Annotated in this window: 24 protein-coding genes, 1 tRNA gene and 2 pseudogenes; 19 read left to right on the top strand and 8 right to left on the bottom strand. The window is 60.9% G+C overall.

Going from position 1 to position 25,481, the window contains the following annotated elements; genetic code table 11:
- Positions 1–155 precede the first annotated feature (155 nt).
- The 13 genes and pseudogenes from NKI59_RS16575 (at position 156) to NKI59_RS16515 (ending at position 13,782) form a co-directional block, all read left to right on the top strand.
- On the top strand, positions 156–749 hold the full coding sequence (locus tag NKI59_RS16575) for a NodA family N-acyltransferase (RefSeq protein WP_352483781.1): 594 nt from the start codon (positions 156–158) through the stop codon (positions 747–749).
- Positions 746–1,405, top strand: coding sequence for a chitooligosaccharide deacetylase NodB (nodB, locus tag NKI59_RS16570; RefSeq protein ID WP_352457035.1), 660 nt, complete (start codon positions 746–748; stop codon positions 1,403–1,405). The genes NKI59_RS16575 and nodB overlap by 4 nt, the downstream gene beginning before the upstream one ends.
- A gap of 14 nt (positions 1,406–1,419) precedes the next feature.
- Entirely contained in the window at positions 1,420–2,784 is a 1,365-nt protein-coding gene (nodC, locus tag NKI59_RS16565) for a chitooligosaccharide synthase NodC (protein ID WP_352483782.1), read from the top strand.
- A gap of 41 nt (positions 2,785–2,825) precedes the next feature.
- Positions 2,826–3,422 carry a nodulation methyltransferase NodS gene (nodS, locus tag NKI59_RS16560; protein WP_352450799.1) on the top strand — a complete coding sequence of 199 codons (597 nt, stop codon included), beginning with the start codon at positions 2,826–2,828 and terminating at the stop codon, positions 3,420–3,422.
- Between the two features lie 35 nt (positions 3,423–3,457).
- Positions 3,458–3,691 (top strand): annotated as a pseudogene (locus tag NKI59_RS16555) (carbamoyltransferase N-terminal domain-containing protein); the annotation flags it as partial.
- 55 nt (positions 3,692–3,746) lie between these two features.
- Positions 3,747–4,658, top strand: coding sequence for a nodulation factor ABC transporter ATP-binding protein NodI (gene nodI, locus NKI59_RS16550; protein ID WP_352457037.1), 912 nt, complete (start codon positions 3,747–3,749; stop codon positions 4,656–4,658).
- Between the two features lie 3 nt (positions 4,659–4,661).
- Positions 4,662–5,450, top strand: coding sequence for an ABC transporter permease (locus NKI59_RS16545; protein WP_352483783.1), 789 nt, complete (start codon positions 4,662–4,664; stop codon positions 5,448–5,450).
- Between the two features lie 67 nt (positions 5,451–5,517).
- The gene (locus tag NKI59_RS16540) at positions 5,518–6,480 is read left to right on the top strand and encodes a LysR family transcriptional regulator (protein ID WP_352483784.1); all 963 of its coding nucleotides are present in this window, start codon (positions 5,518–5,520) and stop codon (positions 6,478–6,480) included.
- An 8-nt stretch (positions 6,481–6,488) separates the two neighbouring features.
- Positions 6,489–6,751 (top strand): annotated as a pseudogene (locus tag NKI59_RS16535) (hypothetical protein); the annotation flags it as partial.
- 891 nt (positions 6,752–7,642) lie between these two features.
- On the top strand, positions 7,643–8,434 hold the full coding sequence (locus NKI59_RS16530) for a calcium-binding protein (RefSeq protein ID WP_352483785.1): 792 nt from the start codon (positions 7,643–7,645) through the stop codon (positions 8,432–8,434).
- A gap of 396 nt (positions 8,435–8,830) precedes the next feature.
- On the top strand, positions 8,831–10,606 hold the full coding sequence (locus tag NKI59_RS16525; RefSeq protein WP_352483832.1) for a type I secretion system permease/ATPase: 1,776 nt from the start codon (positions 8,831–8,833) through the stop codon (positions 10,604–10,606).
- Positions 10,581–11,894, top strand: a complete 1,314-nt coding sequence (locus tag NKI59_RS16520) for an HlyD family type I secretion periplasmic adaptor subunit (RefSeq protein ID WP_352483786.1) — start codon at positions 10,581–10,583, stop codon at positions 11,892–11,894. Before NKI59_RS16525 ends, NKI59_RS16520 begins: the two co-directional genes overlap by 26 nt.
- 670 nt (positions 11,895–12,564) lie before the next feature.
- The gene (locus tag NKI59_RS16515; protein WP_352457555.1) at positions 12,565–13,782 is read left to right on the top strand and encodes a tyrosine-type recombinase/integrase; all 1,218 of its coding nucleotides are present in this window, start codon (positions 12,565–12,567) and stop codon (positions 13,780–13,782) included.
- A 20-nt stretch (positions 13,783–13,802) separates the two neighbouring features.
- Here the strand turns inward: NKI59_RS16515 and NKI59_RS16510 are convergent.
- Positions 13,803–13,878, bottom strand: a tRNA-Ile gene (locus NKI59_RS16510).
- Positions 13,879–14,062: 184 nt separating this feature from the next.
- Here NKI59_RS16510 and NKI59_RS16505 point away from each other — a divergent pair.
- Positions 14,063–14,773 carry an SIMPL domain-containing protein gene (locus tag NKI59_RS16505; RefSeq protein ID WP_023678276.1) on the top strand — a complete coding sequence of 237 codons (711 nt, stop codon included), beginning with the start codon at positions 14,063–14,065 and terminating at the stop codon, positions 14,771–14,773.
- Between the two features lie 133 nt (positions 14,774–14,906).
- Here NKI59_RS16505 and NKI59_RS16500 read toward each other — a convergent pair whose 3' ends face one another.
- Positions 14,907–15,266 carry a hypothetical protein gene (locus NKI59_RS16500; protein ID WP_023678277.1) on the bottom strand — a complete coding sequence of 120 codons (360 nt, stop codon included), beginning with the start codon at positions 15,264–15,266 and terminating at the stop codon, positions 14,907–14,909.
- A gap of 242 nt (positions 15,267–15,508) precedes the next feature.
- Entirely contained in the window at positions 15,509–15,955 is a 447-nt protein-coding gene (locus tag NKI59_RS16495; protein ID WP_023678278.1) for a YcgN family cysteine cluster protein, read from the bottom strand.
- Between the two features lie 235 nt (positions 15,956–16,190).
- Between NKI59_RS16495 and NKI59_RS16490 the strand changes: the two genes are divergently transcribed.
- On the top strand, positions 16,191–18,236 hold the full coding sequence (locus NKI59_RS16490) for an OmpA family protein (protein WP_352705404.1): 2,046 nt from the start codon (positions 16,191–16,193) through the stop codon (positions 18,234–18,236).
- 238 nt (positions 18,237–18,474) lie between these two features.
- Positions 18,475–18,990, top strand: coding sequence for a TIGR00645 family protein (locus tag NKI59_RS16485; protein ID WP_352705402.1), 516 nt, complete (start codon positions 18,475–18,477; stop codon positions 18,988–18,990).
- Positions 18,991–19,044: 54 nt separating this feature from the next.
- On the opposite strand, the gene NKI59_RS16480 is transcribed toward NKI59_RS16485, so the two are convergent.
- The 3 genes from NKI59_RS16480 to NKI59_RS16470 all read right to left on the bottom strand — a co-directional run bounded on the left by NKI59_RS16480 (position 19,045) and on the right by NKI59_RS16470 (position 21,533).
- Entirely contained in the window at positions 19,045–19,911 is an 867-nt protein-coding gene (locus NKI59_RS16480; protein WP_352623588.1) for an SDR family oxidoreductase, read from the bottom strand.
- A gap of 109 nt (positions 19,912–20,020) precedes the next feature.
- Entirely contained in the window at positions 20,021–20,656 is a 636-nt protein-coding gene (locus NKI59_RS16475) for a helix-turn-helix transcriptional regulator (RefSeq protein WP_352450729.1), read from the bottom strand.
- Between the two features lie 7 nt (positions 20,657–20,663).
- Positions 20,664–21,533 carry a S1C family serine protease gene (locus tag NKI59_RS16470; protein WP_352705400.1) on the bottom strand — a complete coding sequence of 290 codons (870 nt, stop codon included), beginning with the start codon at positions 21,531–21,533 and terminating at the stop codon, positions 20,664–20,666.
- 169 nt (positions 21,534–21,702) lie between these two features.
- Between NKI59_RS16470 and NKI59_RS16465 the strand changes: the two genes are divergently transcribed.
- Positions 21,703–22,653, top strand: coding sequence for a S1C family serine protease (locus tag NKI59_RS16465; protein WP_023678284.1), 951 nt, complete (start codon positions 21,703–21,705; stop codon positions 22,651–22,653).
- Here NKI59_RS16465 and NKI59_RS16460 read toward each other — a convergent pair.
- Positions 22,650–23,075, bottom strand: a complete 426-nt coding sequence (locus NKI59_RS16460) for a VOC family protein (protein WP_352705398.1) — start codon at positions 23,073–23,075, stop codon at positions 22,650–22,652. The two genes, NKI59_RS16465 and NKI59_RS16460, sit on opposite strands and share 4 nt — an antisense overlap.
- 66 nt (positions 23,076–23,141) lie before the next feature.
- On the opposite strand from NKI59_RS16460, the gene NKI59_RS16455 reads away from it, so the two are divergent.
- Entirely contained in the window at positions 23,142–23,768 is a 627-nt protein-coding gene (locus NKI59_RS16455; RefSeq protein WP_352705396.1) for a TetR/AcrR family transcriptional regulator, read from the top strand.
- Here the strand turns inward: NKI59_RS16455 and NKI59_RS16450 are convergent.
- Complete coding sequence (locus NKI59_RS16450; protein ID WP_352705394.1) at positions 23,701–24,657, bottom strand: LysR family transcriptional regulator; 957 nt, start codon at positions 24,655–24,657, stop codon at positions 23,701–23,703. The two genes, NKI59_RS16455 and NKI59_RS16450, sit on opposite strands and share 68 nt — an antisense overlap.
- Before the next feature lie 109 nt (positions 24,658–24,766).
- Here NKI59_RS16450 and NKI59_RS16445 point away from each other — a divergent pair, with 109 nt between their 5' ends.
- Complete coding sequence (locus NKI59_RS16445) at positions 24,767–25,411, top strand: FMN-dependent NADH-azoreductase (RefSeq protein ID WP_352705392.1); 645 nt, start codon at positions 24,767–24,769, stop codon at positions 25,409–25,411.
- Positions 25,412–25,481 lie beyond the last annotated feature (70 nt).

Genomic DNA, 25,481 nt, shown 5'->3' with positions numbered 1-25,481 from the left:
GCGCCGCGACGGGCGGGAACATCGAGAGAGCTCATTGGCGAGCCCCACCGGCTGGCTCACCTTCGCTAACGACAACGGTTGAGTGCAGCCAACAACGCCGCCGCTTTGGCCGGGTAATGCGGCCCGCAAGAAACTATTTTGAAGAGAGGTCCTGAATGCGCCCTCAGGTGCAGTGGAAATTGTGCTGGGAAAACGAGTTGCAGCTCTCGGACCACGTCGAGCTCGCCCAGTTCTTTCGTAATACCTACGGGCCGACTGGGGCGTCCAACGCAGAACCGTTCGAAGGTAGTCGAAGCTGGGCCGGCGCCAGGCCTGAACTCCGCGCAATCGCCTATGATTCGAACGGTGTAGCGGCTCACATGGGCATACTGCGCCGTTTCATCAAGGTTGACGCGGTCGATCTGTTGGTGGCTGAGCTGGGCCTGTACGGGGTACGTCCGGATCTTGAGAGTCTCGGAATCGCCCATTCAATCCATGTCGTGCTTCCAATACTGCAGGAGCTTGGCGTTCCATTCGCTTTCGGAACCGTCCGGCACGCGCTGCGGAATCATGTTGAGAGGTTCGGGCGGCGATACAGCCCTTTGGCCGTCTTGTCGGGAATTCGCGTGCGCTCCACCCGACCAGAGGCGCGCCTCGACCTGCCGCCCACACGCATTGATGACGCACTCACCATTGTTCTGCCAGTTGGACGGCCGATCAGCGAATGGCCCACGGGCACGATGATCGATCGGAACGGACCAGAGCTATGAGCCGTCCCGATTGCTTGTACGAAGTGCGCCGTGAGTGCTCTGACGGCACCGGCCGTCGCAGCGTTTATCTGACGTTTGACGACGGTCCCAATCCACTTTTCACACCGGAGATTCTGGATGTGCTGGCAGAGCAGCGGGTGCCGGCGACTTTCTTCGTCATCGGCGCCTACGCCTTAGAGCACCCGGATCTAATCCAACGAATGTTTGCAGAAGGGCACGAGCTAGGCAACCACACGATGACTCATCCGGATCTGTACAAATGCGGCTTCGGCGAAGTGCAACGTGAGATCTTTGAAGCGAACGGCGCCATCATGAGGGCGTGCCCTCAGGCCTCGGTGCGCTATATTCGCGCGCCCTACGGGGCCTGGAGCGAAGAAGTCTTCACAGCGTCACAGATCGCCGGGCTGACGGCCCTCCATTGGTCCGTCGACCCTCGAGATTGGTCTCGCCCTGGGGTCGACGCGATTATCGATACCGTGCTCGCCTCTGTCCGGCCGGGCGCAATCGTACTCTTGCACGACGGATGCCCTCCCGGCGAGTTGAGCCAGGGCGCTCACGCCGGTCTGCGCGACCAGACGGTCACGGCGCTGTCCCGGCTGATTCCAGCACTTCATGAGCGCGGATTTGTAATCCGCTCACTTCCTCAACATCACTGAACAAACGAGATCCCATGACTCTTCTTGGTACAACCAGCACTGTGGCCATTTCGCTTTATGCACTGCTCTCGACTGCTTATAAGAGCATGCAGGGGATTTATGCTCTGCCGACAAACGACTCATCGGCGTTGGAGGATCTCGTCGGCTCCGATCAACTGCCCAGCGTGGATGTCATCGTCCCCTGCTTCAACGAGGATCCGCGCACGCTTTCAGAGTGCCTGGCGTCCATTGCAGACCAAGAATACGCCGGAAGACTTCGGGTCTATGTGGTTGATGACGGTTCTGGAAATCGCGAAGCCGTAGGAACTGTCCACGAAACCTACGCGCGCGACCCTAGGTTCGACATCATTTTGCTTCCCGAGAATGTTGGAAAGCGCAAGGCGCAGATCGCCGCGATACGCCGCTCATCCGGGGATTTGGTGCTTAACGTTGATTCAGACACGATACTCGCGTCCGACGTCATCACCAAGCTTGTACCGAAGATGCGAGATCCAGCGGTCGGCGCAGTCATGGGTCAGTTGATTGCCAGTAACCGGAGCGAGAGCTGGCTGACAAGGCTGATAGACATGGAGTACTGGCTGGCTTGCAACGAGGAGCGCGCGGCACAGGCTCGCTTCGGTGCCGTTATGTGCTGTTGCGGCCCATGTGCCATGTACCGCCGGTCTGCGCTCCTTTTGTTACTGGACCAGTACGAGTCGCAATTTTTTCGGGGCAAGCCAAGCGACTTCGGGGAGGATCGCCATCTCACTATCCTCATGCTGAAAGCAGGCTTTCGAACCGAGTACGTTCCGGGCGCCATCGCGGCCACAGTCGTTCCGAACAGACTCGGACCGTATCTGCGCCAACAACTCCGTTGGGCACGAAGCACATTCCGGGACACGCTGCTTGGGCTGCGCTTGCTGCCCGGCCTCAATAGCTATCTCACGTTGGACGTGGTCGGACAGAATCTCGGGCCGCTACTCCTCGCCCTATCGGTACTAACGGGCCTCGCACATTTCGCACTGACAGGCACTGTGCCTTGGTGGACAGGACTGATGATTGTGTCCATGACCATGCTCCGATGCTGCGTGGTAGCATTTCGTGCTCGACAGTTTCGATTTCTGGGCTTTTCCCTGCACACGTTCATCAACATCTTTCTCTTACTTCCCTTGAAGGCCTACGCGCTGTGTACATTGAGCAATAGCGATTGGCTGTCGCGAAGCTCTGCTGTCGCTACATCGAACACTGGGGGAAAACAGGCCCCCACCCAAACTCCGATCACTGGATCAAGCAGGGCAGAATTCTCACCGCATGCGGCTCCGCTTCGCAGGCTCAATCTTGCGCGGATTCTTCGGGATCAGCGCTGTCGAGCAACATCTGCGGCGACGAGTGATCGCTAATTACCTAGGTGGACGAGAGGTGGACGAGTTTGACCCAGAACATGAATCATCAGTTGCTCGATCGGGAATTGGCCGCAGACGATCCGTGGCGCCTCGACGGCAATCCGTTCGAGCGGGAGCGCCACACGCAAATGCTCCAGCTGGCGCTTGCCCAAGGCTCCATTACAAATGCCCTCGAAGTCGGGTGCGCTGCCGGCGCATTCACGGAAAAGCTAGCTCCCTACTGCCAAGGGCTCACCGTCATCGATGTCGTGGCGCAAGCGATTGCTCGAGCACGTCAACGGATAAAGGAGCCGTCGCGCATCAACTGGATAGTCTCCGATGTTCAACAGTTTTCGACCGACGAGTTGTTTGACCTGATCGTTGTGGCGGAGGTCCTATACTACCTCGAAGACATAGCCGAGATGCGCGCGGCCGTCAAAAACCTGGTGCGGGTGCTTGCGCCAGGCGGGCATCTGATCTTCGGATCGGCAAGGGATGCTAATTGCCGTCGCTGGGGTCACGCCGCTGGTGCTGAGCCGGTCATCGCCATGCTGAACGAAACGTTGATCGAGGTAGAGCGTCTTGAGTGTCGGGGCGAGTCGGTCAACGAAGACTGCTTGCTCGTCCGTTTCCGGAACCCGCTTTCCGCTTCCTGATGAATCGAATCTATCGCCGTTAACGTGGAGACACTATGCGCATCTGTGGTACCAAGCTGACCCATGATGGGGCGATCGCCCTTGTCGAGGATGGACGGCTCGTCTTCTGCGTTGAGCAGGAAAAGCGGCACAACAATCCGCGTTACCAAACCATCGATAATCTCGACGCAATTGTCGCCGCTTTGGCGGAACAGGGGCTAAATCCTTGTGATGTCGATCAGTTCTTTATCGACGGCTGGGATGGCGAAGACGAGTCACAGTTTCAGGTCCGGCAGGCAACCGAGCAACCGCCGGTCGAGGCGACCCTCTAGGTAAAATGAACCCATGTCCACGGTAGCGATCGATCTTACTGAGGTAAGCAAAACTTATGACAAGCTCGTTGTCGACAGACTGTCGTTCCGCGTTGCGGCGGGGGAATGCTTCGGGCTCTTGGGACCGAACGGTGCGGGCAAAAGCACGATTGCGCGTATGGTCCTCGGCATGACATCGCCTGATGCGGGGAAGATTACTGTGCTCGGCGCTCCAGTGCCGGCGCGCGCCCGTTTGGCACGTATGCGCATCGGCGTGGTCCCGCAGTTCGACAATCTTGATACCGCGTTCACTGTGCGCGAGAACCTGTTGGTGTTCGGGCGCTACTTCCGGATGAGCAGACGCCAGATCGAAGCGGTCATACCATCGCTGCTTGAGTTCGCCCGCCTCGAGAACAAAGCGGATGCGCGCGTCGCCGAACTGTCCGGCGGCATGAAGCGGCGCCTGACGCTCGCGCGTGCGCTGATCAATGACCCGCACTTGCTGGTGATGGACGAGCCGACCACCGGCCTCGATCCGCAGGCCCGCCACCTGATCTGGGAACGGCTGCGATCGCTGCTGGCGCGGGGCAAGACTATTCTTTTGACTACCCATTTCATGGAAGAGGCCGAGCGGCTGTGCGATCGGCTGTGCGTTATGGAGGAGGGGCGCAAGATCGCCGAAGGCCGCCCGTCCGCACTCATTGACGAGCAGATCGGCTGTGACGTGGTCGAGGTCTACGGCGGCAATCCGCATGAACTGGGTGCGCTGATCCGGCCGTACGCACAGCGCATCGAGGTGAGCGGTGAGACGCTTTTTTGCTATGCACCCGATCCGGAGCAGGTGCTGGTGCAGCTACGCGGGCGCGCGGGTCTGCGCCTTCTGCAGCGTCCCCCCAATCTCGAGGATGTGTTCTTGCGGCTAACCGGGCGCGAGATGGAGGACTGAACAATGGGCGAACGTTATGCGGCGGCCATGCCCGCCAATGCGTGGAATTGGGTCGCGGTTTGGCGCCGCAACTATCTTGGATGGAAGAAAATCGGGCTTGCATCGGTTCTCGGCAACCTCGCCGATCCGATGATCTATCTGTTCGGTCTCGGCTTTGGCATCGGAACAATGATAGGTCCTGTTGAGGGCACTTCGTACATTGCGTTTCTCGCGGCTGGCATGGTTGCCACAAGCGCGATGGCATCGGCGACCGCTGAAACGGTTTACGGGAGTTTCGGCCGCATGGACAACCAGCGCACCTGGGAAGGAATGCTATGCACTCAGCTGACGCTCGGCGATATCTTACTCGGCGAATTGGCGTGGGCAGCCACCAAGGCCCTGATGGCGGGCACAGCAATCACTATTGTTGCCACCACGCTCGGCTACACATCGTGGCCATCCATCCTCTGCTTGCTGCCAGTCATCGCTCTCAGTGGCCTCGCCTTCGCGAGTCTAGCGATGGTCGTCACGGCGCTTGCGCCCAGTTATGAATATTTCATATTTTATAATACGCTTGTTGTAACACCCATGCTGTTCCTTTGCGGCGCGATGTTTCCGGTCAACCAATTGCCCGGCGCTTTTCAGGACGTCGCCTCCTTGTTGCCGCTCGCACATGCAATTGACCTCATTCGTCCGGCGATGCTTGGCCGTCCGGCCGGCAGCATGGGCCTGCATATCGGCGCGCTTTGCATATACACGGTTTTGCCGTTCTTCCTATCGGTTGCTCTATTTCGTCGTCGGCTGATGCGTTGACGCTACTCACCATTCGTAAAATTGATTCTTTGGGCGATACCCATCCACGCGTCGGATAGGTCAATACATGCGTTTTAAGGGACTCGATCTAAATCTCCTGGTTGTGCTGGACGCTTTGATCAGGGAGCGTAAAGTCACCGCCGCGGCCCGCAGTATTAACCTGAGTCAGCCGGCCATGAGCGCCGCCGTCGGTCGGTTACGCGCCTATTTCAGCGATGAGCTATTTACGATGAACGGCCGCGAACTCATTTTGACACCGCGCGCGGAGGGGCTCGCCACAGCAGTCCGGGACGCATTGCTGCACATCCAGCTGTCGATTATTTCCTGGGACGCCTTTAACCCGGCCCGATCGGATCGTCGCTTCCGCATCATCCTTTCCGATTACCTCACGCTCGTATTTTTTAAGAAGATCGTAAAGCGTGCTGCGCGGGAAGCTCCCGCCGTCCGCTTCGAATGTCTGCTTATTTCCGACGACCCCGAGGAGCTTCTCCGGCGCGGCGACGTTGATTTTCTGATTATGCCGGAAGTGTTCATGTCGAAACATCCTCGCGCAGCCCTGTTCGAAGATATGCTCGTATGCGTAGGCTGCGGCACGAACAAGCAGCTGTCAGAGCCACTTACATTCGACCGATACTTGTCGATGGGGCAGGTTGTGCTTAAATTCGGGGACACCCGGCAGCCCTCCATCGAGGAATGGTATTTGCTCGAGAACGGTTTCGAGAGACGTATCGAGGTCGTCGTACAGGGCTTTAGCATGATCCCGCCCCTTCTATCAGGCACCAACCGCATCGGGACAATGCCCTTACGGCTGGCGCAGCATTTCGCAAAATTAACACCCCTGCGGATTGTCGAACTTCCGCCGCCACTTCCTGCCGCATTCACGGAGGCCGTCCAATGGCCTGCGCTTCACAATAATGATCCGGCAAGCCTATGGATGCGGGAAATGATGTTGCAGGAGGCATCTCGTATGATTACCCCGCCTAAGAGCACCGGACGTCTCAGTTGTCGGCCGACGACCCCTCGGTTATGAGAGGAGGCATGGATGGCGATTGGGATTGGGCGATTCCTGCATTGTCGAGAACGATGCAGGGAGAGCAGATCCTTCAGCCTGAAGAGGTGGCAGCGATGCTGCCGCTGCATGAGCTTGGCTGGGGAACCGACGGGCGAACGAATTCGGGTGCGCTCGCAACACGGTGCCTCGGTATCTAAGCGAGGGCGGGACTGTTCCGTTTCGCAAGCCTGTGCGGCCGACCGCGTTTGACGGACTGGACGATTGGCTGCGGGAGCGCTTCTTCCCCCATGGCTCGGGCTGGATGACGATCTCGACCCGCTCCAGATGCGCCGGGAACGCCTTGCGCGGTCGCGCAGCACGTCGCGGCCCGCCTGTCGGTCTTGCGGCCTCGAGCTCGGACTCAATCGCGCCGAGCCCGGTCTGGATTTCGAAGGCGAAGGCCTGCTAGGCACGTTCGAGCTTCTCGGAGCTGCGACCGAAGCGGCGCGCTCCAGCTGCTTGACGATCCCATGAAGGTTGGCGATCCTCTCCTGGGCACGCTCGTTGAGTGTCGCCATCCGGACGATCTCGGCCTTGAGTGTTTCGCTCCGGAGTTGTTGCAGTTCGGCCTTCTCCGCCGCCATGGCGACGAACATCGCCTTGAGCGTATCGATTTCGTGGGGACGGGCCGAAGCGCTTCTCATCATGACGCCGACAGAAGCTTATTGTGCACGGCCTGAAGCCCGCCTTTTGCGCCTGAGTCACTTCGCCACCGCCTTCCGGCCGGACGCCGTCGCCGTTCGGCTCGAACGCGTGTCCAGTCCATGCCTTCGACGAGCGCCATCAGTTTCGGCGCGGCAAGCCGATCACGCCGTTCTCCGCCAGCGGAACTTGTCCTCGTCCAGCGCTCACGGTGCGGGTATGCCGGCGTCGAGCAAACAGAGAGACGTTTGGGGCCCAACCAGGACGGCCCCGTTACGAAGTTCGTCCTAGTCCCGGTTTGAGTGTCGAATCTTCATCGATTGCTTGGGCGACCAGCGTCCCCGCCGCCAGCGAGCCCGCAACTGCTCAGCAGAAGGGCGAAGTGAACGTGAATGCATCCATTTCGTAAATGTGTGTCTATCCAAGCAATCGATTTCTCTAATTATCCGATGAGCAATATGAACGCGTCAGGCAGGGTGCATCATTAGGAGTATTTTCGATGGCAAAGATTATCGAGGGTGGCCCGGGTGCCGAAACACTCATCGGCACCGAGCTTGACGATTGGATGGAGGGTTTCCAGGGCGGTGACTGGATTGACGGTCGTGGCGGCAACGACGAGATCTCGGGTGGCCCGGACAGTGACCGACTCATCGGCGGCAAGGGTAACGACCGCATCTTCGGCGGAGATGGCTGGGACGATCTCTCCGGCGACAACGGCCGCTTCAACCCGCGCGTCTCCGGTGAGGACAATGACAGGCTCAGCGGCGGTCCCGGCCAGGATGTCCTCTACGTGGGTGACGGCCAGGACACGTTGACCGGGGGCACCGACAGTGACACGTTCGTGTTCCAGTTCCACAATCCGGTGCCTGGGGTTGTCGGGTCGAAGTCGGACATTACCACTATCACCGATTTCAACCCGGCGGAGGACAAGTTCGCCTTCGATGCGGTGGGCCTCTACAATGACGGTTTTGGCGCGAACTTCGTCAACAACGCCAGCATACAGTCCGGCTACCCGGTGAGCAGCTTCTACAGTGGTGCGGCCTCAGGTGCGAACGGCGAACACGTCGTGGTAATCACTGGCGAATCTTTCAACTCTGCTTCTGAAGCCGCGAGTGCGATCTCCGGCGAGCACGCCGGCGACATCATTGTCTACCAAAGCAGCTACACCGACAGAGTCGCAACTCTGGCCTATGTCACCGCCGACAACAACGCGCATGAATTCGTCCACCTGGGCGGTGTGGTCACCGTGGCCGACCTAGGCCTGACCGCGTCGGACTTCACCTTCGTTTGATCCAGAAAACCCATACGGAACAGCGCCCCGCCCCCCGGGGGCGGGCGCTTTCCGTTTCCGCTACGTGCGATGGGCCGGGGCGCCCGGGAGCAGTCGCAGCGTGTACAGCTTGACGAAGCCCTGCACGTCGCGCTGGTCGTACACCGAAATCTCCCTGAAGGCGTGGAGGCGGAAGCCTGTTCGGGCCCTTGCGGCCGGCCACGATGACGTTGCCCTTCCAAACCTTCAGCCGGACGGTGTTGTTGTTGACCCGCTCCATTAGATGCCAAACCAAACATATTCGGCGGGAGCACTGATCCTGAAGCAGCGAGCGGATGCAGTCGGTCGCCGCTCGGGGAGCAATATGGGGAGCTGGGTCGCCAGATCCTCACGGAGACCTACGTGAGTAACCATTCCTTGAAAGATTCAGCTTTGAGACCTTTCCCTCTGACTTCCGCTTTTTGGGGAATTCTGTTGATCAGCGGCGTGGTGAACGTGCTTGCGCTGATCTCGCCGCTGTTCATGCTTCAGGTCTACGACCGCGTTCTGGCAAGTGGCAGCGTATCGACGCTAGTGGGGCTCGTCGTGCTTGCTACAGGGCTTTATGCGTTCCAGTGCCTGCTCGACATTTTGCGCGCGCGCGTGCTGCTGCGGATTGGCGAGCATTTCGATGAACAGTTTTCCGGACGCGTTCACGATGCGATCGTTCGCCTTCCGCTTTCAACGCGCATGCCGGGCGACGGCTTGCAGCCGCTACGCGATCTCGACAATGTTCGCGGATTCTTAGGTGGAAACGGCCCGACAGCGTTCTTCGATCTGCCATGGATGCTGCTTTATCTTGGCATTTGCTTCCTCTTTCATTTCTGGATCGGCATGACGGCACTTGTCGGGGCGATCGGTCTCACATCTCTGACACTTCTTGCCAACACTCTCTCGCAACGACCGATACGCGATACCATTGCCCACAACATGGCACGCAATGGTCTACTGCAAGCAGCGCGTTGCAATGCCGAGGTCGTGCAAGCTCTCGGTCTCGGAAAGCGGATCGCTGCCCGATGGCACAAGGCCAATGCCAAGTATCTGGCCGCCAGCCGGAAAGCCGGGGACGTGGCAGGTGGGCTGGGTGCCATTTCAAAGTCGCTGCGCGTGCTGCTGCAATCGGCCATTCTTGCCGTCGGCGCGTACCTTGTGATCAGGCAGGAGGCTACGGCCGGGGTCATGATTGCCAGTTCGATCATGATGGGGCGTGCGCTGGCTCCGGTCGATCTGGCCATTTCAAGCTGGAAACCCTTCCTCATGGCGCGCCAGGGCTGGGCGCGGCTGGAGGACCTCCTGGGAAAGGTTCCTGAAACCGCTCCTGTTATGCCAATGCCTGCACCTGAACGCGAACTCCGCCTCGAAGGCGTGACAATCGTTCCGCCCGGCGAAAGGAAGCCGACCGTGACCGGCCTTGCGTTTGCCGTTCAGGCGGGAAGCGCACTCGGGATCATCGGTGCATCGGGTTCGGGGAAGTCGACACTCTCGCGCGCCATCGTCGGCGCATGGACGCCGGTCGCCGGAAAGGTTCGCATCGACAGCGCAAGCCTCGATCAATGGGACCGGGAAGCGCTAGGCCGTCATATCGGCTATTTGCCGCAAGGTGTTGAACTGTTCGACGGCACCATTGCCGAAAACATCGCTCGTTTTGAAGATAATCCTGACCCTGAGGCTATTGTCACCGCGGCGAAAGCAGCGGGCACGCACGAACTGATCCTCCGATTTGAGCACGGCTACGAAACTCCGATTGGTGAGGCCGGATCGGCACTTTCCGCCGGGCAGCGCCAGCGTATCGGTCTTGCCCGTGCTCTCTATCGAGACCCTTTCCTTGTTGTGCTGGATGAACCCAATGCCAATCTCGATGCGGAAGGCGAGGCTGCGGTCGTCAAGGCGATCGCCTCCGTGCGCGGGCGCAAGGGCATTGCGGTTGTCGTCGCCCATCGGCCGAGCGCCATCCGCGCCGTGGATTTTGTGTTGGTCATGGAAGGTGGACGGCAGCGAGCATTCGGTGCGCGTGATGAAGCGCTTTCCAAAGTCCTGAAGGGGGCAGCGATGGCACGAGGCGCTGGCGTCAAGGCCATCGAATCTACACAGGATAACGTGGGAGAGCGCGCTGACATGGAGGATCCCGGTGTCCGGCATTCATCAGAACAATGACGTTTCCAGCTCCATTCGCCGGCACCTGGTGGCGGGCCTTCTGGCGAGCGTGATCTTTGTTGGAGGAGCCGGAGCCTGGGCGGCCTTCACGAATCTCTCCGGTGCGGTTGTCGCGTCCGGACACTTTGTCGTCGATTCCTATGTGAAGAAGGTGCAGCACCCGACCGGTGGGGTGGTGGGAGAAATCCTGGTGAGCGAAGGTGATAAAGTAAAAGCCGGCGACATCCTCATGCGGCTCGACGCCACCCAGACGCGCGCCACTCTCGCTGTAGTCACCAAGCGGCTCGATGAGCTGGCCGCCAACCTGGCACGACTCGAAGCTGAGCGTGACGATCTGGCGGAGATCGCCTTCCCGGACTGGCTGCTCGCCCGCAGAGATGTTCCGGACGTAGCTTCGGCAGTACATGGCGAGACGCGGCTGTTCGAATTCCGCAGACAATCCCGCGACGGAAGGCAGGCGCAGCTAGCGGAACGCATCACTCAATATGAGCACGAGATCGAGGGGCTCAAGGCGCAGGCAATCGCTTGTGAGAAAAGCACCGAGATCCTCCAAAAGGAAATTGCTGCCCTGAGTGGGCTGCGCGACCAAGGCATTGTCTCGGACCAACGCTTGAACAGTCTGAAGACGCAGGTTGCCACTTTCGGCGGCGAACGCGGTGAGAAGATTGCACATCAGGCACAGACGGCAGCCCGCATAGCCGAAACGCGCCTGCAGATCCTGCAGATCGATCCGGATTTCAAGACGGAAGTCGGCCAGGAGCTCAGAGAGGTTCAGGCGCAGGTTGGGGAGTATGTTGAGCGCAAGGTGGCGGCTGAACAGGAACTGCGACGGATCGATATTGTCGCGCCGCAGTCAGGCGCCATTCAACAACTCGCAGTTCATACGGTCGGAGGAGTGATCACGCCCGCCGATCCGATTATGCTAATCGTGCCGGAAGGCGACGATCTTGCGCTTGAAGCACGAATCACCCCGAAGGACATCGACCAAATCCAGCTTGGTCACAAGGCCGTGCTGCGGATGTCAGCCTTCAATCTGAGGACCACGCCGGTATTGAACGGATATGTCAGCCGGATCGCAGCCGATCTGGCGACGGACGAAAAAAACGGCGTTTCGTATTACCTGGTGCGTCTGTCGGTTCCGCATGCGGAACTGACGAAGCTCAAGGACCTGACGCTCGTGCCCGGCATGCCGGCCGAAGCGATGATCCAGACGGGCGAGCGTACGGCGCTTTCTTATTTTGTGAAGCCGCTGTCGGACCAAATCAGTCGCGCATTCCATGAGGAATGAAAGTAACCACAGAAACATTTTGTTGGTATTCTTGTTGGTTGTTACGCATGCATGAGAGTCATAACCGTCTGAAAACACAGCCATACTTTCCTCAGTTGGATTCCGCCTCTGACTCAGATTCGTGGTTCCACGCTCATTTTGCCCTTCCAAGTCGCCGACCATTCAGTTCTTGGCCTCGAGCGCATTAAGATACCCATCATCGTACACAAAGGCTGGAAAAGAGTCCGGTGTCTTGAGCGATCCTGAGGTCTGGAGACCTAGGGTGAGCCTGCAAGCACAGGGCTAGGACATGATTGAGCGTCTGCAATATTCGGACAGGTACATAGGAAGACAGGCAGGCGTCAAAAACGCGCTTTCAACGCGCTAAACCGATGCTACGCACCCCGAGCGTCTTGCCGCCCTCGCTCCCGCCGGTAGGAATCAATCGCGAGCAGGCTGCGACGTTCATCGGCGTAAGCTCAACGACCTTTGATGAAATGGTCCAGGACGGCCGGATGCCCCAGCCACGAATGCCGAGCAAGGGGCGCATTGTTTGGGACGTCGAGGAACTTGTATTGGCCTTTCGAAAGCTCCCTCACCGCCAAATCGGAGGAGCACCAAAGCTTGACGAAGATTCGCCGCCACTAGACAATCCTTGGGATCGAAAACCACGAACATGACGGATGAGCCCGTGAAAATCGATCTTAAGGGCGTAGTGAAGGACACTGATCGCCACGGCAATGATCGGTACTATTTTCGCGCACCGGGTCGGAAGAAGGTCCGGCTCCGTGAACCGACCGGCAGCGACGAGTTCCTCGAGGAACTGCGGTGCGCGCGCGCCGAGGTCACTTATGTTCGGCCCGGCACTCTTCCCGAGATTTGCCGGCGCCTCCCCAAGCCTTCCGAGCCAGCGAAGAAAGGCACGTTGCTGTGGCTTTGCCAGGAGTATTACCGTCGGGGCGGCACGGAAATCACCCAAGACACTATGGCGCGCCGACGAGCAATTCTGGAGCGCGTATGCGAATTACCTCATCCGCTCGAAGGTGACCCGGATCCTCAGTATCCCACCAAGGGATCTCTGCCATTCGCCGGTATGAAACGGTCTCATGTTAAGGAGATCAGGGACACCAGGCTCGACGCCCTTGGCGCGGCAAACAATATCGTAAAAGCCATCAGCGCGATGTTTGAGTGGGCAAAGGACACAGAGATTCCGGGCGTCGACTCCAATCCCGCCCGCGGCATCAGACGGCTAAAGAGCGGCGACGGCTGGCACCCATGGGACGTGTCGGAGATCGTTCAATATGAGAAGCGGCATCCGCTGGGTACCGCAGCCAGACGTGCGCTCTCGATCTTCATGTTTACTGGCCTGCGGTTGTCCGACGTCGCGATCTTCGGTCGACAGCACATCACGCTCGTCTACAACGAGGAGACCGAGCAGTGGGAGAAGTGGATCAGAATTAAGCCTGGGAAGACCAGTCGTAACAAGGATGCGGTGTTGGTGGAGCTCCCGCTTCTGCCCGAACTAGAGGCGGAACTTGAGCACACGCCCTCCGACCAGATGACCTTCCTGGTCAATGAGTATGGTCGCCCGTTCTCGGAGAACGGTCTGGGCAACAAGATGCGCCAGTGGTGTGATCAAGCTGAGCTGCCGCACTGCAGTGCTCATGGAATTCGCAAGGCCGGCGCGACGATCGCCGCTGAGAACGGCGCGACGCACGAGCAGCTGAAGGCGATATATGGGTGGACTACGTACCAGCAGCCCGACCACTACATCAAGAAAGCGCGTCGCCGGAAGGTAGCGAGAGCGGCGAAATACCTGCTGGTTATCGATCGAAAAGAGAACAAAATTGTCCCACTTTCTGAGGGGGTTGAAAGAGGTGGGACAAAAATGGCCAAAAAATCCAATTAAATCAACGGCCACAAAAGCCATGGTGGGCCCGGAGGGACTCGAACCCCCAACCAAGCGGTTATGAGCCGCCGGCTCTAACCATTGAGCTACAGGCCCCACGGCGCTGGATTAGTGTTTTTCCCTGAACCGCACAAGGCTTTCCGAGGGCTTTCCGAGCAGGCGTTCCAAGGGGGCTGGCAGAGATCGCCCAAATCAGCCCATATTGATAACCTATTGCACGTCGCCCATTGGACGCCGGCCAACACTCGGCTGTCTTGGGATCCCAGATCGAGGAGATTTCATGACCAGACGTATTTTGCCCCTGGCGATTGCCGCCGCAATCGCGTTTCCGGCGATCGCGGCCGCCGCCGATTCGCCACCGCCGCCGCGTATCGTCGTCACCGGTGAAGGCGAGGCGGCGATAGCACCCGATCTGGCTCTGCTGACGCTCAGCGTCATGCGCGAAGCCAAGACGGCACGTGCAGCGCTCGATGCCAATAACGACGCCATGGCCGCAGTGATCGCTGCCATGAAATCGTCCGGCATCAAGGAGCGCGACCTGCAGACCGCGGGCATCCAGATCAACCCGCGCTATAACTACACCAACAAGCCCGACGGCAGCCAGGAGGCCGAGCTTGTCGCCTATCAGGTGACCAACACGCTGTCGGTGCGCATCCGCGACATCGACAAGACCGGCGACATTCTCGACAAGGCGGTGTCGCTCGGCGTCAACCAGGGCGGCGGCATCTCCTTCTCCAACGACGATCCGGCGGCAGCCGTCACCGAGGCGCGCAAGAAGGCCGTCGCCAATGCCATGGCCAAGGCCAAGACGCTGGCCGAAGCGGCCGGCGTCGGCATCGGCCGGGTCTTGGAAATCACCGACCAGAATTTCGCACCACCGCCGATGCCGATCAACGCCAAGGCATTCGATGCCGCCGGTGCGTCGGTCCCGGTGCAAGCCGGCGAAAATTCCTATACCGCACAGGTGACGGTGACTTTCGAATTGAAATGATCATCGCTTGCAGCATGAAAAATCCCGGAGGATCGATCCTCCGGGATTTTTTGAGCCGCGCTTTCCGTCCTGGCGGAAAGGGACTCCGCACTCTCCCGGCTGAAAAATCGCCGGCCGCAAAGCTCCGACGGGCTTAGCGATAGATGATCGGACAGCCGCGCTCGTTGGCGAATACGATCACGACGCGGTCGCCATACTGGCGGCCGGCGACCTTGACCGTGCGGCGGTTGATGTCGATGATGCGGGCGCGGTGCAGGCCCATGCGTTCGGCCTTGTCGATGGCACGCTCCGGCGAACAGGACCGGCGCCAGCCGCCATGACGGCGGTGTTCGCGATAGTAACCATCATCTTCGTCGCCGGTATAGACGCCGACGCGCGGATCCTGGTTGTTGCCGAAGCCGAGATAGATGCTGTCAGCATGAGCGGGGATGGCAGCAAGCGTGCCAAGGCCGACAAGAGCCGAAAGAGCCGCCGTCTTGATGGTGTTGAACATTGTCTTCTCTCCTTGTTGAGGGTTTCCACACGTTTTCGTCGAACCGATGGGAGGAGAATGCACCTGTCTGTCTGAATTTTTTGCGAACCGGCCGTTCATCTCCAGTTCATAAGGCAGAACCGGAACAGTCTCTCGCTTCTGGAACCGGTGTTATGGACGGCGGTGCTGCATAGGGTGGGCATGGTGGATGGACAACGTCCGTTTTGCCGTCGGTTCCGGATTCTCGATTTCGCGGTAAAATCCTAAGGCTCGTCCGCGAGCATATGGTCGAAATAGTCGTCCGGCTCGGCAAGGTCGGTCTCGCTGGCGCTGACCCGGCCGCGCATCGAGATGCCGGCCTCGTGCACGGTCTCGTCGCTTCCCGACACCAGCCTGTGCCACCAATAGAGGTCGCGGCCCTCGGCGACCAGCCGGTAAGCGCAGGTCTTGGGCAGCCAGCTGATGGTGCGCACATTCTGCGGCGTCAGCCCGACGCAATCCGGAACACGCGCCAGCCGGTTGGCATAGTCGGAGCAGCGGCAGCTTCCAGCGTCGAACAGCCGGCAGCCGACGCTGGTCCAGTAGATCTCGCCGGTGTCCTCGTCTTCGAGTTTGGACAGGCAGCATTTGCCGCAGCCGTCGCAGAGTGATTCCCACTCGGCCGGGGTCATCGCCTCGAGCGTCTTGGTCTTCCAGAACGGCTTTTCCATCGTCGGCATGTGGCCCTCGGACGCTTCAAGGTCAAGCACGGCAACCGTGCACCCTCGTCCGAACGATACGCCGGGACCATACGCCGGAACATACGCCAGGACCATACGAATGACATGAAGTCGCCTTCAAAACGCCGGTCAATCGCCCTGTGCCACAGCTAGAACCTACAAACAGGAACCAAACATGGTTGCTGAAAGTTTGGGCAGGGATGGGACGCCACAAGGAGTGTTTATGATGAAACGCCAACCACGGATTCTGGCAGGCACGGCGCTTGGCCTGTTGATGGCGTCCGCGCCGCTAGGCGCGTTCCCGCTGCAAGGCAATGCCGCATTCAGCCCCGTGCAACGCACCGCAGCGCCGTTCATCCCAGTGCAATCGAGTTGCGCCGAGGGCGAGTCGGCGGAGGCCTGCGCGCAAAGCCAGCAGGCAGAGCAGCCCAGAAAGAAGAAGCGCGACCAGCAGCAGCAAACGGAATCCGCTCCGGCCGAGCAGGCGGCTCCAGCCGAGTCCGAGCAACCCCGCAAGAAGCGGCGCAATCAGCAGCAGCAAACAGAATCCGCTCCGGCCGAGCAGATCGCTCCAGCCGAGTCCGAGCAACCCCGCAAGAAGCGGCGCAATCAGCAGCAGCAAACAGAATCCGCTCCGGCCGAGCAGATCGCTCCGGCCGAGACCGAGCAACCCCGCAAGAAGCGGCGCAATCGGCAGCAGATCGAAGCGGCCCCATCGGAACAACCGGCCGAGCAGGCAGCGCCGGCAAACGACAACCAGCCCAACATCAATCCGCGCAAGAAGAAGCAAAAACAGAACCAGCAGATCGAGGCTGCCCCGGCAGAACAGGCTCCGACTGTCGAGCCCGGACAAAAGCCGGGCAAGCGCAAGAAGCCTGCTGAATTGACCGGACCCGCCACGGAGGCGGAAGGCCAGCCGGCGCCGACCGAGCAGCAGGCCGCTCCCGTCCAGGGCGAACAGCCCCAGGACAAGATCAAGAAACGTGGCAAGAGGCCTGGCGGCGAACAGCCGGTGACAGGAGAGCAACAGCCCTCGACCGGCGAACAGCCTTCGACTGGCCAGGCCGCGCCGGTCCAGGGTGAAAATCCGGTCCAGGGTGAAGCCCAGGCCAATCCGAACGAGGCACCTGTTCTGGACAGCCAGAAGGATGTCTTGCGCAAACGCAAGGGTGGCAAGGAGCGCGGCCAAAATGCCGGTAAGCAGCAGGGCAACCAGCCCGCCCAGCAGGGCGAGAACCAGGTGGAAGCCCCGAAGCCGGCTCCGGTCCAGGAGGGACCGCCACCTACCGACGACAAGGCGGCCCAGCAGGCGATCAAGCCTGAAAAGATCGTTCCGGTGACGGAGGAAAAAGGCAAGCGCGTCGAGCGTGCGCCGGACATCGAGGATGTTCGTCGTCGTCCGCGCCCCCAGGGCACCAACGTCGTCAGGGAATTCGGCGACCGCGTCATCCTCCAGTTCAACAATCAGACGTTCGTGGAAAGCAGCGATGCACCGCGCATGCACCGCGGCGCCAGGAATGTCTATTATGAGGACCTGTCGGGCGATCGCACCCGGGAAATCGTCGAGCGTGACAATGGTGTCCGGATCGTCACCATCCGCAACCGCTACGGCGACGTCATCCAGCGCTCACGCATCGCGCCCGACGGCCGTGAATATGTGCTGAGCTATGTCGACGAGCGGAACTATGATGATGATGCAGACTGGCGCGACCCGGGCGACGACCTGCCGCCGATGCGCCTTACCATCCCGCAAGAGGAATACATTCTGGATTCCGAAGAGGTCGAGGATCCGGACGACTACTACACCTTCCTCGAACGGCCGCCGGTCGAGAGGGTCCAGCGCCTCTATTCGATCGACGAGGTCAAGCGCTCGGCCCGCGTGCGCGACATCGCCCGCCGCATCGACCTCGACACGCTCAACTTCGAATTCGGTTCGGCCTCGATTTCCGACACCGAGGTCCAGAAGCTGGAGGGTGTTGCCAACGCCATGGACAAGCTGCTGAAGAAAAACCCGGCCGAGAGCTTCCTGATCGAGGGCCATACCGACGCTGTCGGCACACCGGAAGCGAACCTTGCTCTGTCCGACCGCCGCGCCGAGGCGGTCGCCGAAGCCTTGACCAACGCCTTTGGCATCCCGCCGGAGAACCTGACGACGCAGGGGTATGGCGAGGAGTATCTCAAGGTCAACACGTCGGGACCCAACCGCGAGAACCGCCGCGTCGCCATCCGCCGGATTACCCCCCTGGTAGCGCCGGTGGCCAGCGCCCAATAAACCGCAATGTGAACCGCGCGATTTGATCAACAATTGAATCGCGCGGTCATCAATCTTGAAACGCGCGATTACCCATCCCAGATTCTGGAAAGGGCGTTCCCTGCCCTGTCCCGACTCCAGCGGGACACACGAGCCCCGCCGGTTCCCCTCCCCGGCGGGGTTTCGTTTTTTGAAACCTTGCAAACCGCCGCAGCCTGCCCGAAATACGGCGCTCCGACAACGGAGCCCGAATCGCCGCATGAAGCGCCTCGAACTCGCCATCGAATCGATCATTCTCACCTCGCGCTGGCTGCTGGTCGCCTTCTATCTCGGACTGGGTGCGGCACTTGCCATCTATGCCGTGTCCTTCGGCAAGAAGCTGTTCGAGTTCGTCTCCGTCGCCTTCACGCTCGATGACACCGACACAATCCTGAAAATACTCGGCCTCATCGATGCCGCGCTGGTCGCCTCACTGGTGGTGATGGTGATCATCTCGGGTTACGAAAACTTCGTCAGCCGCTTCGATGAAAATGACGGCAAGGTGCATTGGCTGGGCACGATCGATGTCGGCTCGCTGAAGGTCAAGGTCGCCTCGACAATCGTAGCGATCTCCTCGATCCACCTCTTGCAGGTGTTCCTGAACTCGGTCTCCTACACGACCGACCAGCTGATGTGGCTGACCATCATTCATCTGGCCTTCGTTCTGTCGGCACTGATGCTTGCCTATATCGACCGGCTGATGGGTCTTGGCAAAGCCAAGAAAGCCGAGGAGTGAGCACGCGTCTGTGCCGGTCTTTTGAGAGATACTTCTGTAGCGAGATACTTTCCGTCAGTAGATACCTTTGATTTTGGTATCCGACCGGCCGAACACCTCGTCCGGCACAAAAAAGTCGCCGGCGAGCGGGCCTGTCGCACCCGGCGCATAGGCCGAGAAATCGCTGACGCCCTCAGCGCGCAGCACTTCTTCGTCAATGTAGAAATTGCCGGTCGCTTCACGCGACGGCCTGACCAGGATGGCGTATGCCGCATCGGCCATGATGTCGGGCGAACGGCTCATCGCCGCCACCGTCGCCCCGCCCAGGAGGTTACGCACCGCCGCGGTGTCGATGGTCGAGATCGGCCATAGCGAATTGACCGCAATGCCATCCCTGGCGAACTCGGCGCTCATGCCCAGCGTGCACATCGACATGCCGAACTTCGCCATCGTGTAGGCGACATGGTTCTTGAACCACTTGGCCTTCATGTCGAGCGGCGGCGCCAGATTCAAGATGTGAGGATTTTCCGCCAACCTCAAGTGCGGAATGCACATTTTGGAGACGAGAAAAGTGCCGCGCGCGTTTATCTGGTGCATCAGATCGTAGCGCTTCATATCAGTCTCCAGCGTGCCGGTGAGTTGGATGGCACTGGCGTTGTTGACGCAGATATCGATGCCGCCGAACCTCTCCACGGTCTTGGCGACCGCTTCGGCGACCTGTTCTTCATCCCGAATGTCGCACAGCACCGGCAGCGCCTTGCCGCCGGCCTGCTCGATCTCGTGCGCCGCCGTGTAGATCGTCCCGGGCAGCTTCGGATGCGGCTCGGCGGTCTTGGCCGCGATCGTCACATTGGCGCCATCGCGCGCGGCGCGCAGCGCAATCGCCAGCCCGATGCCGCGCGACCCGCCGGAGATGAAAAGCGTCTTTCCCTTGAGCGACATCCTTGCGCCTTCCTTCAACATGAAAGACACGATCCTTGCGCGGCTGAGAACCGCCGCGCAAGGCCCAACACACCGGATGCGGGTTACGCTGCGTCGGCCTTGAGACGAGCTAGACCAGCACCAGGCCCTGCCGCATGGCGATGGCAATCGCATCGGTGCGGTTGGCGGCACCGAGCTTCGTCAGGATCGCTGCGACATGGAACTTCGCCGTATGCACGGAGATGTTCAGCCGCCGCGCGATGACCTTGTTGGGGGCGCCCTCGGCCAGCAGCGCCAGCACCTCGCTTTCCCGCGGCGAAAGCGTCGGCCGGACGATATGCTCGTCAGTCGGTTCCTCTTCGAACCGGTCGCTGTCATGGAAGGTCAAATCGTGATGCCGATCGGATAGAGCATGGCTGTCGCGCGAAATCCGGTAGCCCGCAGCCGCGAGCCGCGCGGCGGCGGCGATCAGCAACTCGTCCGCTTGCACGGGCAGCACGGCAAACACTGTATCGGCCGGCCGTTCGCGGGCCGCTCGCGACGATAGCAGCACGCGAGGCATAGCCGCGTCGACGAGCCCGCCTTGTAGCCCATGATCATCGACGATGGCGACATCCGCCGCCTCACGCCCGTCGACTTCGCCGGCCAGAACCGGCCGCAGATCATCGGTCGCGGCAAGAACGGCGGACAGACTTCGCGCGCGCTCGACGTCACCGAGCGCGATCAGCACCGTCAGCCGTCTGCCAGCGACCTCGCCGCTTACCATCTATCCCTCAGCTCAGTGGCTTTTCACCGATGGTCAGGGAAACCTCACGGTTCTCGCCGCCGCGCACCACGCCGAGTGTGACCAAGGCACCGGCGCTGTCCGGCCCGAGCTTGCGGATCAGCTCGCGCGGGCCATGCACCGTCTCCGCGTTCCACGACACGATGATGTCGCCGAGACTGAGACCGGCTGATTTCGCCGGCCCGTTATCGTCGAGGCTCATCACCATGGCGCCCTGTGTATCACCATTGCGGACCGGATGCAGGCCGGCGCCAAGATAGCCGCGCGCCACATGGCCCTTCTCGCGCAGCGTCGTGACTGCCCGCTCGATCGTTTCGTAAGGCATGACCAGCGCCCGCCGGCGTGGCCCGAACAGCAGCATGCCGATCAGTCCACCCTTGGCGTCGAGCACAGGGCCACCCTCGAAACGGCCGCCGGCATTGACGGCAAGGTTGATGCGCCGGTCGATCGTGCCGCCGCGCATTGAACGCCAGGCCGGGCCGACCTCGCCGACCGTGCCGAAGGTAGCGAGCGAGGTGCCGTCGCTATTGCCCGCCACGACCGCCAGATTGCCCGGCCGCACCGCATCCGCCTTTACCAGTGACGGGGCGGCCGGCGCGCCGGCCGGTTTCAAAACGGCCGTGCCGGTGGACGGGTCGCGGCCGACCAGTTCCGCCTTGACGGCGTCGCCCGAAGAAAACGTCAGCTCGATCTCCTCGCCGGCCTCGACCGCCTCCTCGGCAGTGACGAAATAGCCGTCCCGCCAGTGGAAAGCAGTTGACGTCCGGTGGTGCGTCGCGAAGCTGGCCGTCGCTGGTGCCGCGGCTGCCGCGATGTCGGCAATGGCGTCGGAAAACGTGCTCAGATTGAAATCGCTCATGATTTATCTCCTGGGTTCTTCGTGACCCAGATATCGCCCGGCAGGACGTTGGCGGATACTCGCCTGACGGCTAGTTGGGCATTTGACTGGCCATCTGGTCAGGTCGCGGCCGGTCCGGCCGCTCCGCACATATAGGCATTGTTCATCTTGTTCCAAACGGAGCCCTCGGATGGCCCTGCCCGCCCAGCAATTGCAATATGACGATGCCCTTCTCGATGCCTATTCGGCGACGGTCGCCGATGCCGTCGACCGCATCGGGCCCGCCGTCTGCCGCATCGAGCGCATCGGTGGCCCGGGCGGCCATGGCTCCGGCTTCGTCATCGCGCAGGACGGGCTGGTCGTCACCAACTTCCACGTCGTCGGCGATGCGCGCAGCGTGCGCGTGTCAATGCCGGACGGCGCCTCCAGGGAAGGCCGCGTGCTCGGCCGCGATCCCGACACCGACATTGCGCTGGTGCGCGCCGACGGCAACTTTGCCGACGTCGCGCCGCTTGGCGATTCCAAGCGATTGAGGCGCGGCCAGATTGCTATTGCCATCGGCAATCCGCTCGGCTTCGAATGGACCGTCACCACTGGCGTCGTCTCGGCACTCGGCCGCTCGATGCGTGCCTCCACCGGCCGGCTGATCGACGACGTCATCCAGACCGACGCCGCGCTCAACCCCGGCAATTCCGGCGGACCGCTGGTGTCCTCGGCTGGCGAGGTGATCGGCGTTAACACCGCGATGATCCACGGTGCGCAAGGCATCGCCTTCGCGGTTGCCTCCAACACCGCCAATTTCGTCATCTCGGAAATCATCCGCTTCGGCCGTGTGCGCCGTGCCTTCATCGGCGTTTCCGCCGACACCACCAACCTGCCGCGCCGCGCAGCCCTTTTGTCGCAAGTATCGAGCAGCACGGCGGTGCGCCTGCGCACCGTCGAAAAGAACAGCCCGGCGGCCAAAGCCGGCCTCAGGGAAGGCGACATTATTGCCGCCATCGACGGCCGCCCGGTCACCGGCGTCGACGATCTGGTGCGCATGCTCGACGCCGAGCGAATCGGCCGCGAGACACTATGCACGGTGGTGCGCCGCTCCGGCATTACTCAGGTCACCGTGATGCCGTTGGCGCGGGCGAGTTAGCGCGCCGCAGCACCCTGCGCATATTGCGCCATAAATTCTGGGCTCGGCGGGATCGGCCTGATCACGTCGATCAGCACGCCGTTGGGATCCCTGGTGATGAAATGGCGCTGGCCGAAGGATTCGTCGCGCAGCGTTCGCAGGATCGGCAGGCCAGCGGCGGTGATCCGCTCATAGATGGCATCCGGATCCCTGACCTCGAAATTGATCAGCAGGCCAGATGTGCGGCCCCGCCCTTCCTCCGGGATCGTCTCATGATCGCCCTGGACGATGCCGAGGTTGACGCGACGGTCTTCGGCCGAGCGCAGATGCACGTACCAGTCGGCCTCAAACAGCGGCTTGAAGCCGAAATGCGCAACATAAAAGGCTGCCGTGCCGGCAATGTCGCTCGTCATCAGCACCGGATAATAGCTCGTCGTTCTCATCTTTCCTTCTCCCGGCAAATAACATACAGTCTGCAGGTAAATGGAATTAACATACAGGCTGCATGTATGCAACAAGGATCCGCTCGCCGCTCCAACCGTGATCGCACCGCCGCGACACGCGCCGAGCTCATCGCCGCGGCTCGCAAACTGTTCACCGAAAAGTCCTATGCCGAGACCGGCACACCCGAGATCGCCGCCGCTGCCGGCGTCACGCGCGGCGCGCTCTATCATCACTTTGCCGACAAGCAGGCGTTGTTTGCCGCTGTGGTCGAACAGGAGGCGCAAGCCGTCTCGGAAGAGATCGAACGCGCGTCGCCGCCTTCGCTATTTGCCCGCGATGCGCTGATTGCCGGCTCGGATGCCTATCTGGCTGCCATGCGTGCGCCCGGCCGTACGCGGCTCTTGCTGCTTGATGGCCCGGCCGTGCTCGGCCGCGCCGCCATGGATGCGATCGACAATCGCCATGGCAACCGTTCGCTGCGCGAAGGCCTTGTTGCCGCGATGCGCTCGCACTCCATGACGAGACTGCCTGTGGAAGCACTGACCGCTTTGCTCGCTGCCGCCTTCGACCGCGCAGCGCTCGCCATCGAAACTGGAGCATCGATCGAGGACTATCGCGCCGTTCTCATAGCGCTGATCGACGGCCTGTCTCCGGCTCCTCCTCAGGCACCTCACCCGGTTCGAACTCGTTGAAACAGCCTAGCTGGCGCTTGAACTGGTCGATCAGCCAGGCGGCCGCCGGTTTTGGGCTGCGATCGGCGCGGTGCATGGCATAGAGCGGCGAGCGGACTTCGCTGTAAGGCTCGAGATCGAGTTCGACGAGCCGGCCGTTCGCCAGATCATCGGCAATCAGCCATCGCGGCAGCCCGCCCCAGCCCAGCCCCTCGCGCATCAGCACGTGCTTGGTGCGCACATCCGTCAGCCGCCAGGTGCGGTAGGCGAAGACGCCATAGTCACGCCCGCGCGTACGCTCGGACTGGTCCGAGACGACCAGTTGGATGTGTTCGCGGACATCCTCTAGCGCCACTGGTCTCGGCAGCAGCGCCAGAGGGTGATCAGGCACTGCGGCTGGCACCAGGGAGAAGAAGCCGATGCGAAGCAGATTCACGTCCGTCTCACCCAGAAGCCCCCCGATGCCGAGATCGGCCTGTCCGCCGACAACATGATCGAGGATAAGGCCAAGCGAGCCGATATGCAGACGCAGCGTCACGGCCGGGAACTGCGCCTCGAATGCCTTTAGCACCCGAACCAGCACCGGCGACGGTAGCGTCACGTCGACCGACAGCGTAACTTCCGCCTCCAATCCCTGCCGGTATCCGTCGACACGCGAGCGGATGCGTTGCAGCACGCCGACCATGCGCCGCGCATCTTCCAGCGTCGCTTTGCCGACATCGGTCAGTTGCGGTTCACGCGTGCCCTCGCGCTCGAACAGCTTCAGCCCGAGCTGCGCTTCGAGGTTGGCGATGGCGTAGCTGATCACCGATTGCGCGCGATTCAATTTGCGCCCGGCAGCCGAGAAGGAGCCGGTGTCGGCCACCGCAACCAGGATCTGCAGTTGGTCAAGGGTCGGGTTAGGCTGCATCGTTCAATCCACAATTTAGATGGATCATATACAAAATATACCAGTTTTTCAAATGGGTCTGCGCACACATATTTGCCGGGAGATTTTAATCCAACCCTGGAGACCCATCATGTCGATCCTTCTTGTCACATCCAGCCCACGCGGCGCCGCCTCGCACTCGACCCGCATCGCCACCGAACTCGCCGAAAAGCTGCTTGCCGCCAATCCCTCGGCCAAGCTTGTCGCCCGCGACCTCGTCGCCAACCCGCTGCCGCATATCGATGCCGATTATGCGACCGGCATCTACACGCCGGCCGAAGCGCGCACCTCGCGCCAGGCTGAAGTCGTTGGCGTCTCCGATGTCGTGCTGGACGAACTGTTCGCCGCCGATTCGGTGATTCTCGCCACCGGCTTCATCAACTTCAACATCTCCTCGACGCTGAAGTCCTGGGTCGATCACATTGCCCGTTCCGGCAAGAGCTTTGCCTATGGCGAGAACGGCCCCAAGGGGCTCGTCACCGGCAAGAAGGTCTACATCGTACTGGCTTCGGGCGGCATCTATTCCGAAGGTGCGGCCGTGCAGTTCGATCACGCCATTCCCTACCTGCGCAGCGTGCTTGGCTTCCTCGGCATGACCGATGTCGAGGTCATCCGCATCGAAGGAGTCGGCATGGGCGCCGATGCGGTGGCAGCAGCGCTGGCCAAGGCCTCGACAAAGGTCGACGCCATTGTGGCCGCGACCGGTAATGCCGAGCGCGTCGCCACCGCGGCGTAAAGCGTCAGCATCGTCTGAATTGTACAAGGGCAGGCGCCCGGCGCCTGCCCTTGTTGTCGTTGGCGACAAC

The organism is Mesorhizobium sp. M0598 (assembly GCF_040320865.1).
Classification (GTDB): domain Bacteria; phylum Pseudomonadota; class Alphaproteobacteria; order Rhizobiales; family Rhizobiaceae; genus Mesorhizobium.
This window is presented reverse-complemented; position numbering and strand designations above follow the sequence as displayed.

Coding starts and splice junctions, on each gene's coding strand:
- NKI59_RS16575 (WP_352483781.1), top strand. CDS start 156: ATGCGCCCTCAGGTGCAGTGGAAATTGTGCTGGGAAAACGAGTTGCAG.
- nodB (WP_352457035.1), top strand. CDS start 746: ATGAGCCGTCCCGATTGCTTGTACGAAGTGCGCCGTGAGTGCTCTGAC.
- nodC (WP_352483782.1), top strand. CDS start 1,420: ATGACTCTTCTTGGTACAACCAGCACTGTGGCCATTTCGCTTTATGCA.
- nodS (WP_352450799.1), top strand. CDS start 2,826: ATGAATCATCAGTTGCTCGATCGGGAATTGGCCGCAGACGATCCGTGG.
- nodI (WP_352457037.1), top strand. CDS start 3,747: ATGTCCACGGTAGCGATCGATCTTACTGAGGTAAGCAAAACTTATGAC.
- NKI59_RS16545 (WP_352483783.1), top strand. CDS start 4,662: ATGGGCGAACGTTATGCGGCGGCCATGCCCGCCAATGCGTGGAATTGG.
- NKI59_RS16540 (WP_352483784.1), top strand. CDS start 5,518: ATGCGTTTTAAGGGACTCGATCTAAATCTCCTGGTTGTGCTGGACGCT.
- NKI59_RS16530 (WP_352483785.1), top strand. CDS start 7,643: ATGGCAAAGATTATCGAGGGTGGCCCGGGTGCCGAAACACTCATCGGC.
- NKI59_RS16505 (WP_023678276.1), top strand. CDS start 14,063: ATGACCAGACGTATTTTGCCCCTGGCGATTGCCGCCGCAATCGCGTTT.
- NKI59_RS16500 (WP_023678277.1), bottom strand. CDS start 15,266: ATGTTCAACACCATCAAGACGGCGGCTCTTTCGGCTCTTGTCGGCCTT.
- NKI59_RS16495 (WP_023678278.1), bottom strand. CDS start 15,955: ATGGAAAAGCCGTTCTGGAAGACCAAGACGCTCGAGGCGATGACCCCG.
- NKI59_RS16490 (WP_352705404.1), top strand. CDS start 16,191: ATGAAACGCCAACCACGGATTCTGGCAGGCACGGCGCTTGGCCTGTTG.
- NKI59_RS16485 (WP_352705402.1), top strand. CDS start 18,475: ATGAAGCGCCTCGAACTCGCCATCGAATCGATCATTCTCACCTCGCGC.
- NKI59_RS16480 (WP_352623588.1), bottom strand. CDS start 19,911: ATGTCGCTCAAGGGAAAGACGCTTTTCATCTCCGGCGGGTCGCGCGGC.
- NKI59_RS16475 (WP_352450729.1), bottom strand. CDS start 20,656: ATGGTAAGCGGCGAGGTCGCTGGCAGACGGCTGACGGTGCTGATCGCG.
- NKI59_RS16470 (WP_352705400.1), bottom strand. CDS start 21,533: ATGAGCGATTTCAATCTGAGCACGTTTTCCGACGCCATTGCCGACATC.
- NKI59_RS16465 (WP_023678284.1), top strand. CDS start 21,703: ATGGCCCTGCCCGCCCAGCAATTGCAATATGACGATGCCCTTCTCGAT.
- NKI59_RS16460 (WP_352705398.1), bottom strand. CDS start 23,075: ATGAGAACGACGAGCTATTATCCGGTGCTGATGACGAGCGACATTGCC.
- NKI59_RS16455 (WP_352705396.1), top strand. CDS start 23,142: ATGCAACAAGGATCCGCTCGCCGCTCCAACCGTGATCGCACCGCCGCG.
- NKI59_RS16450 (WP_352705394.1), bottom strand. CDS start 24,657: ATGCAGCCTAACCCGACCCTTGACCAACTGCAGATCCTGGTTGCGGTG.
- NKI59_RS16445 (WP_352705392.1), top strand. CDS start 24,767: ATGTCGATCCTTCTTGTCACATCCAGCCCACGCGGCGCCGCCTCGCAC.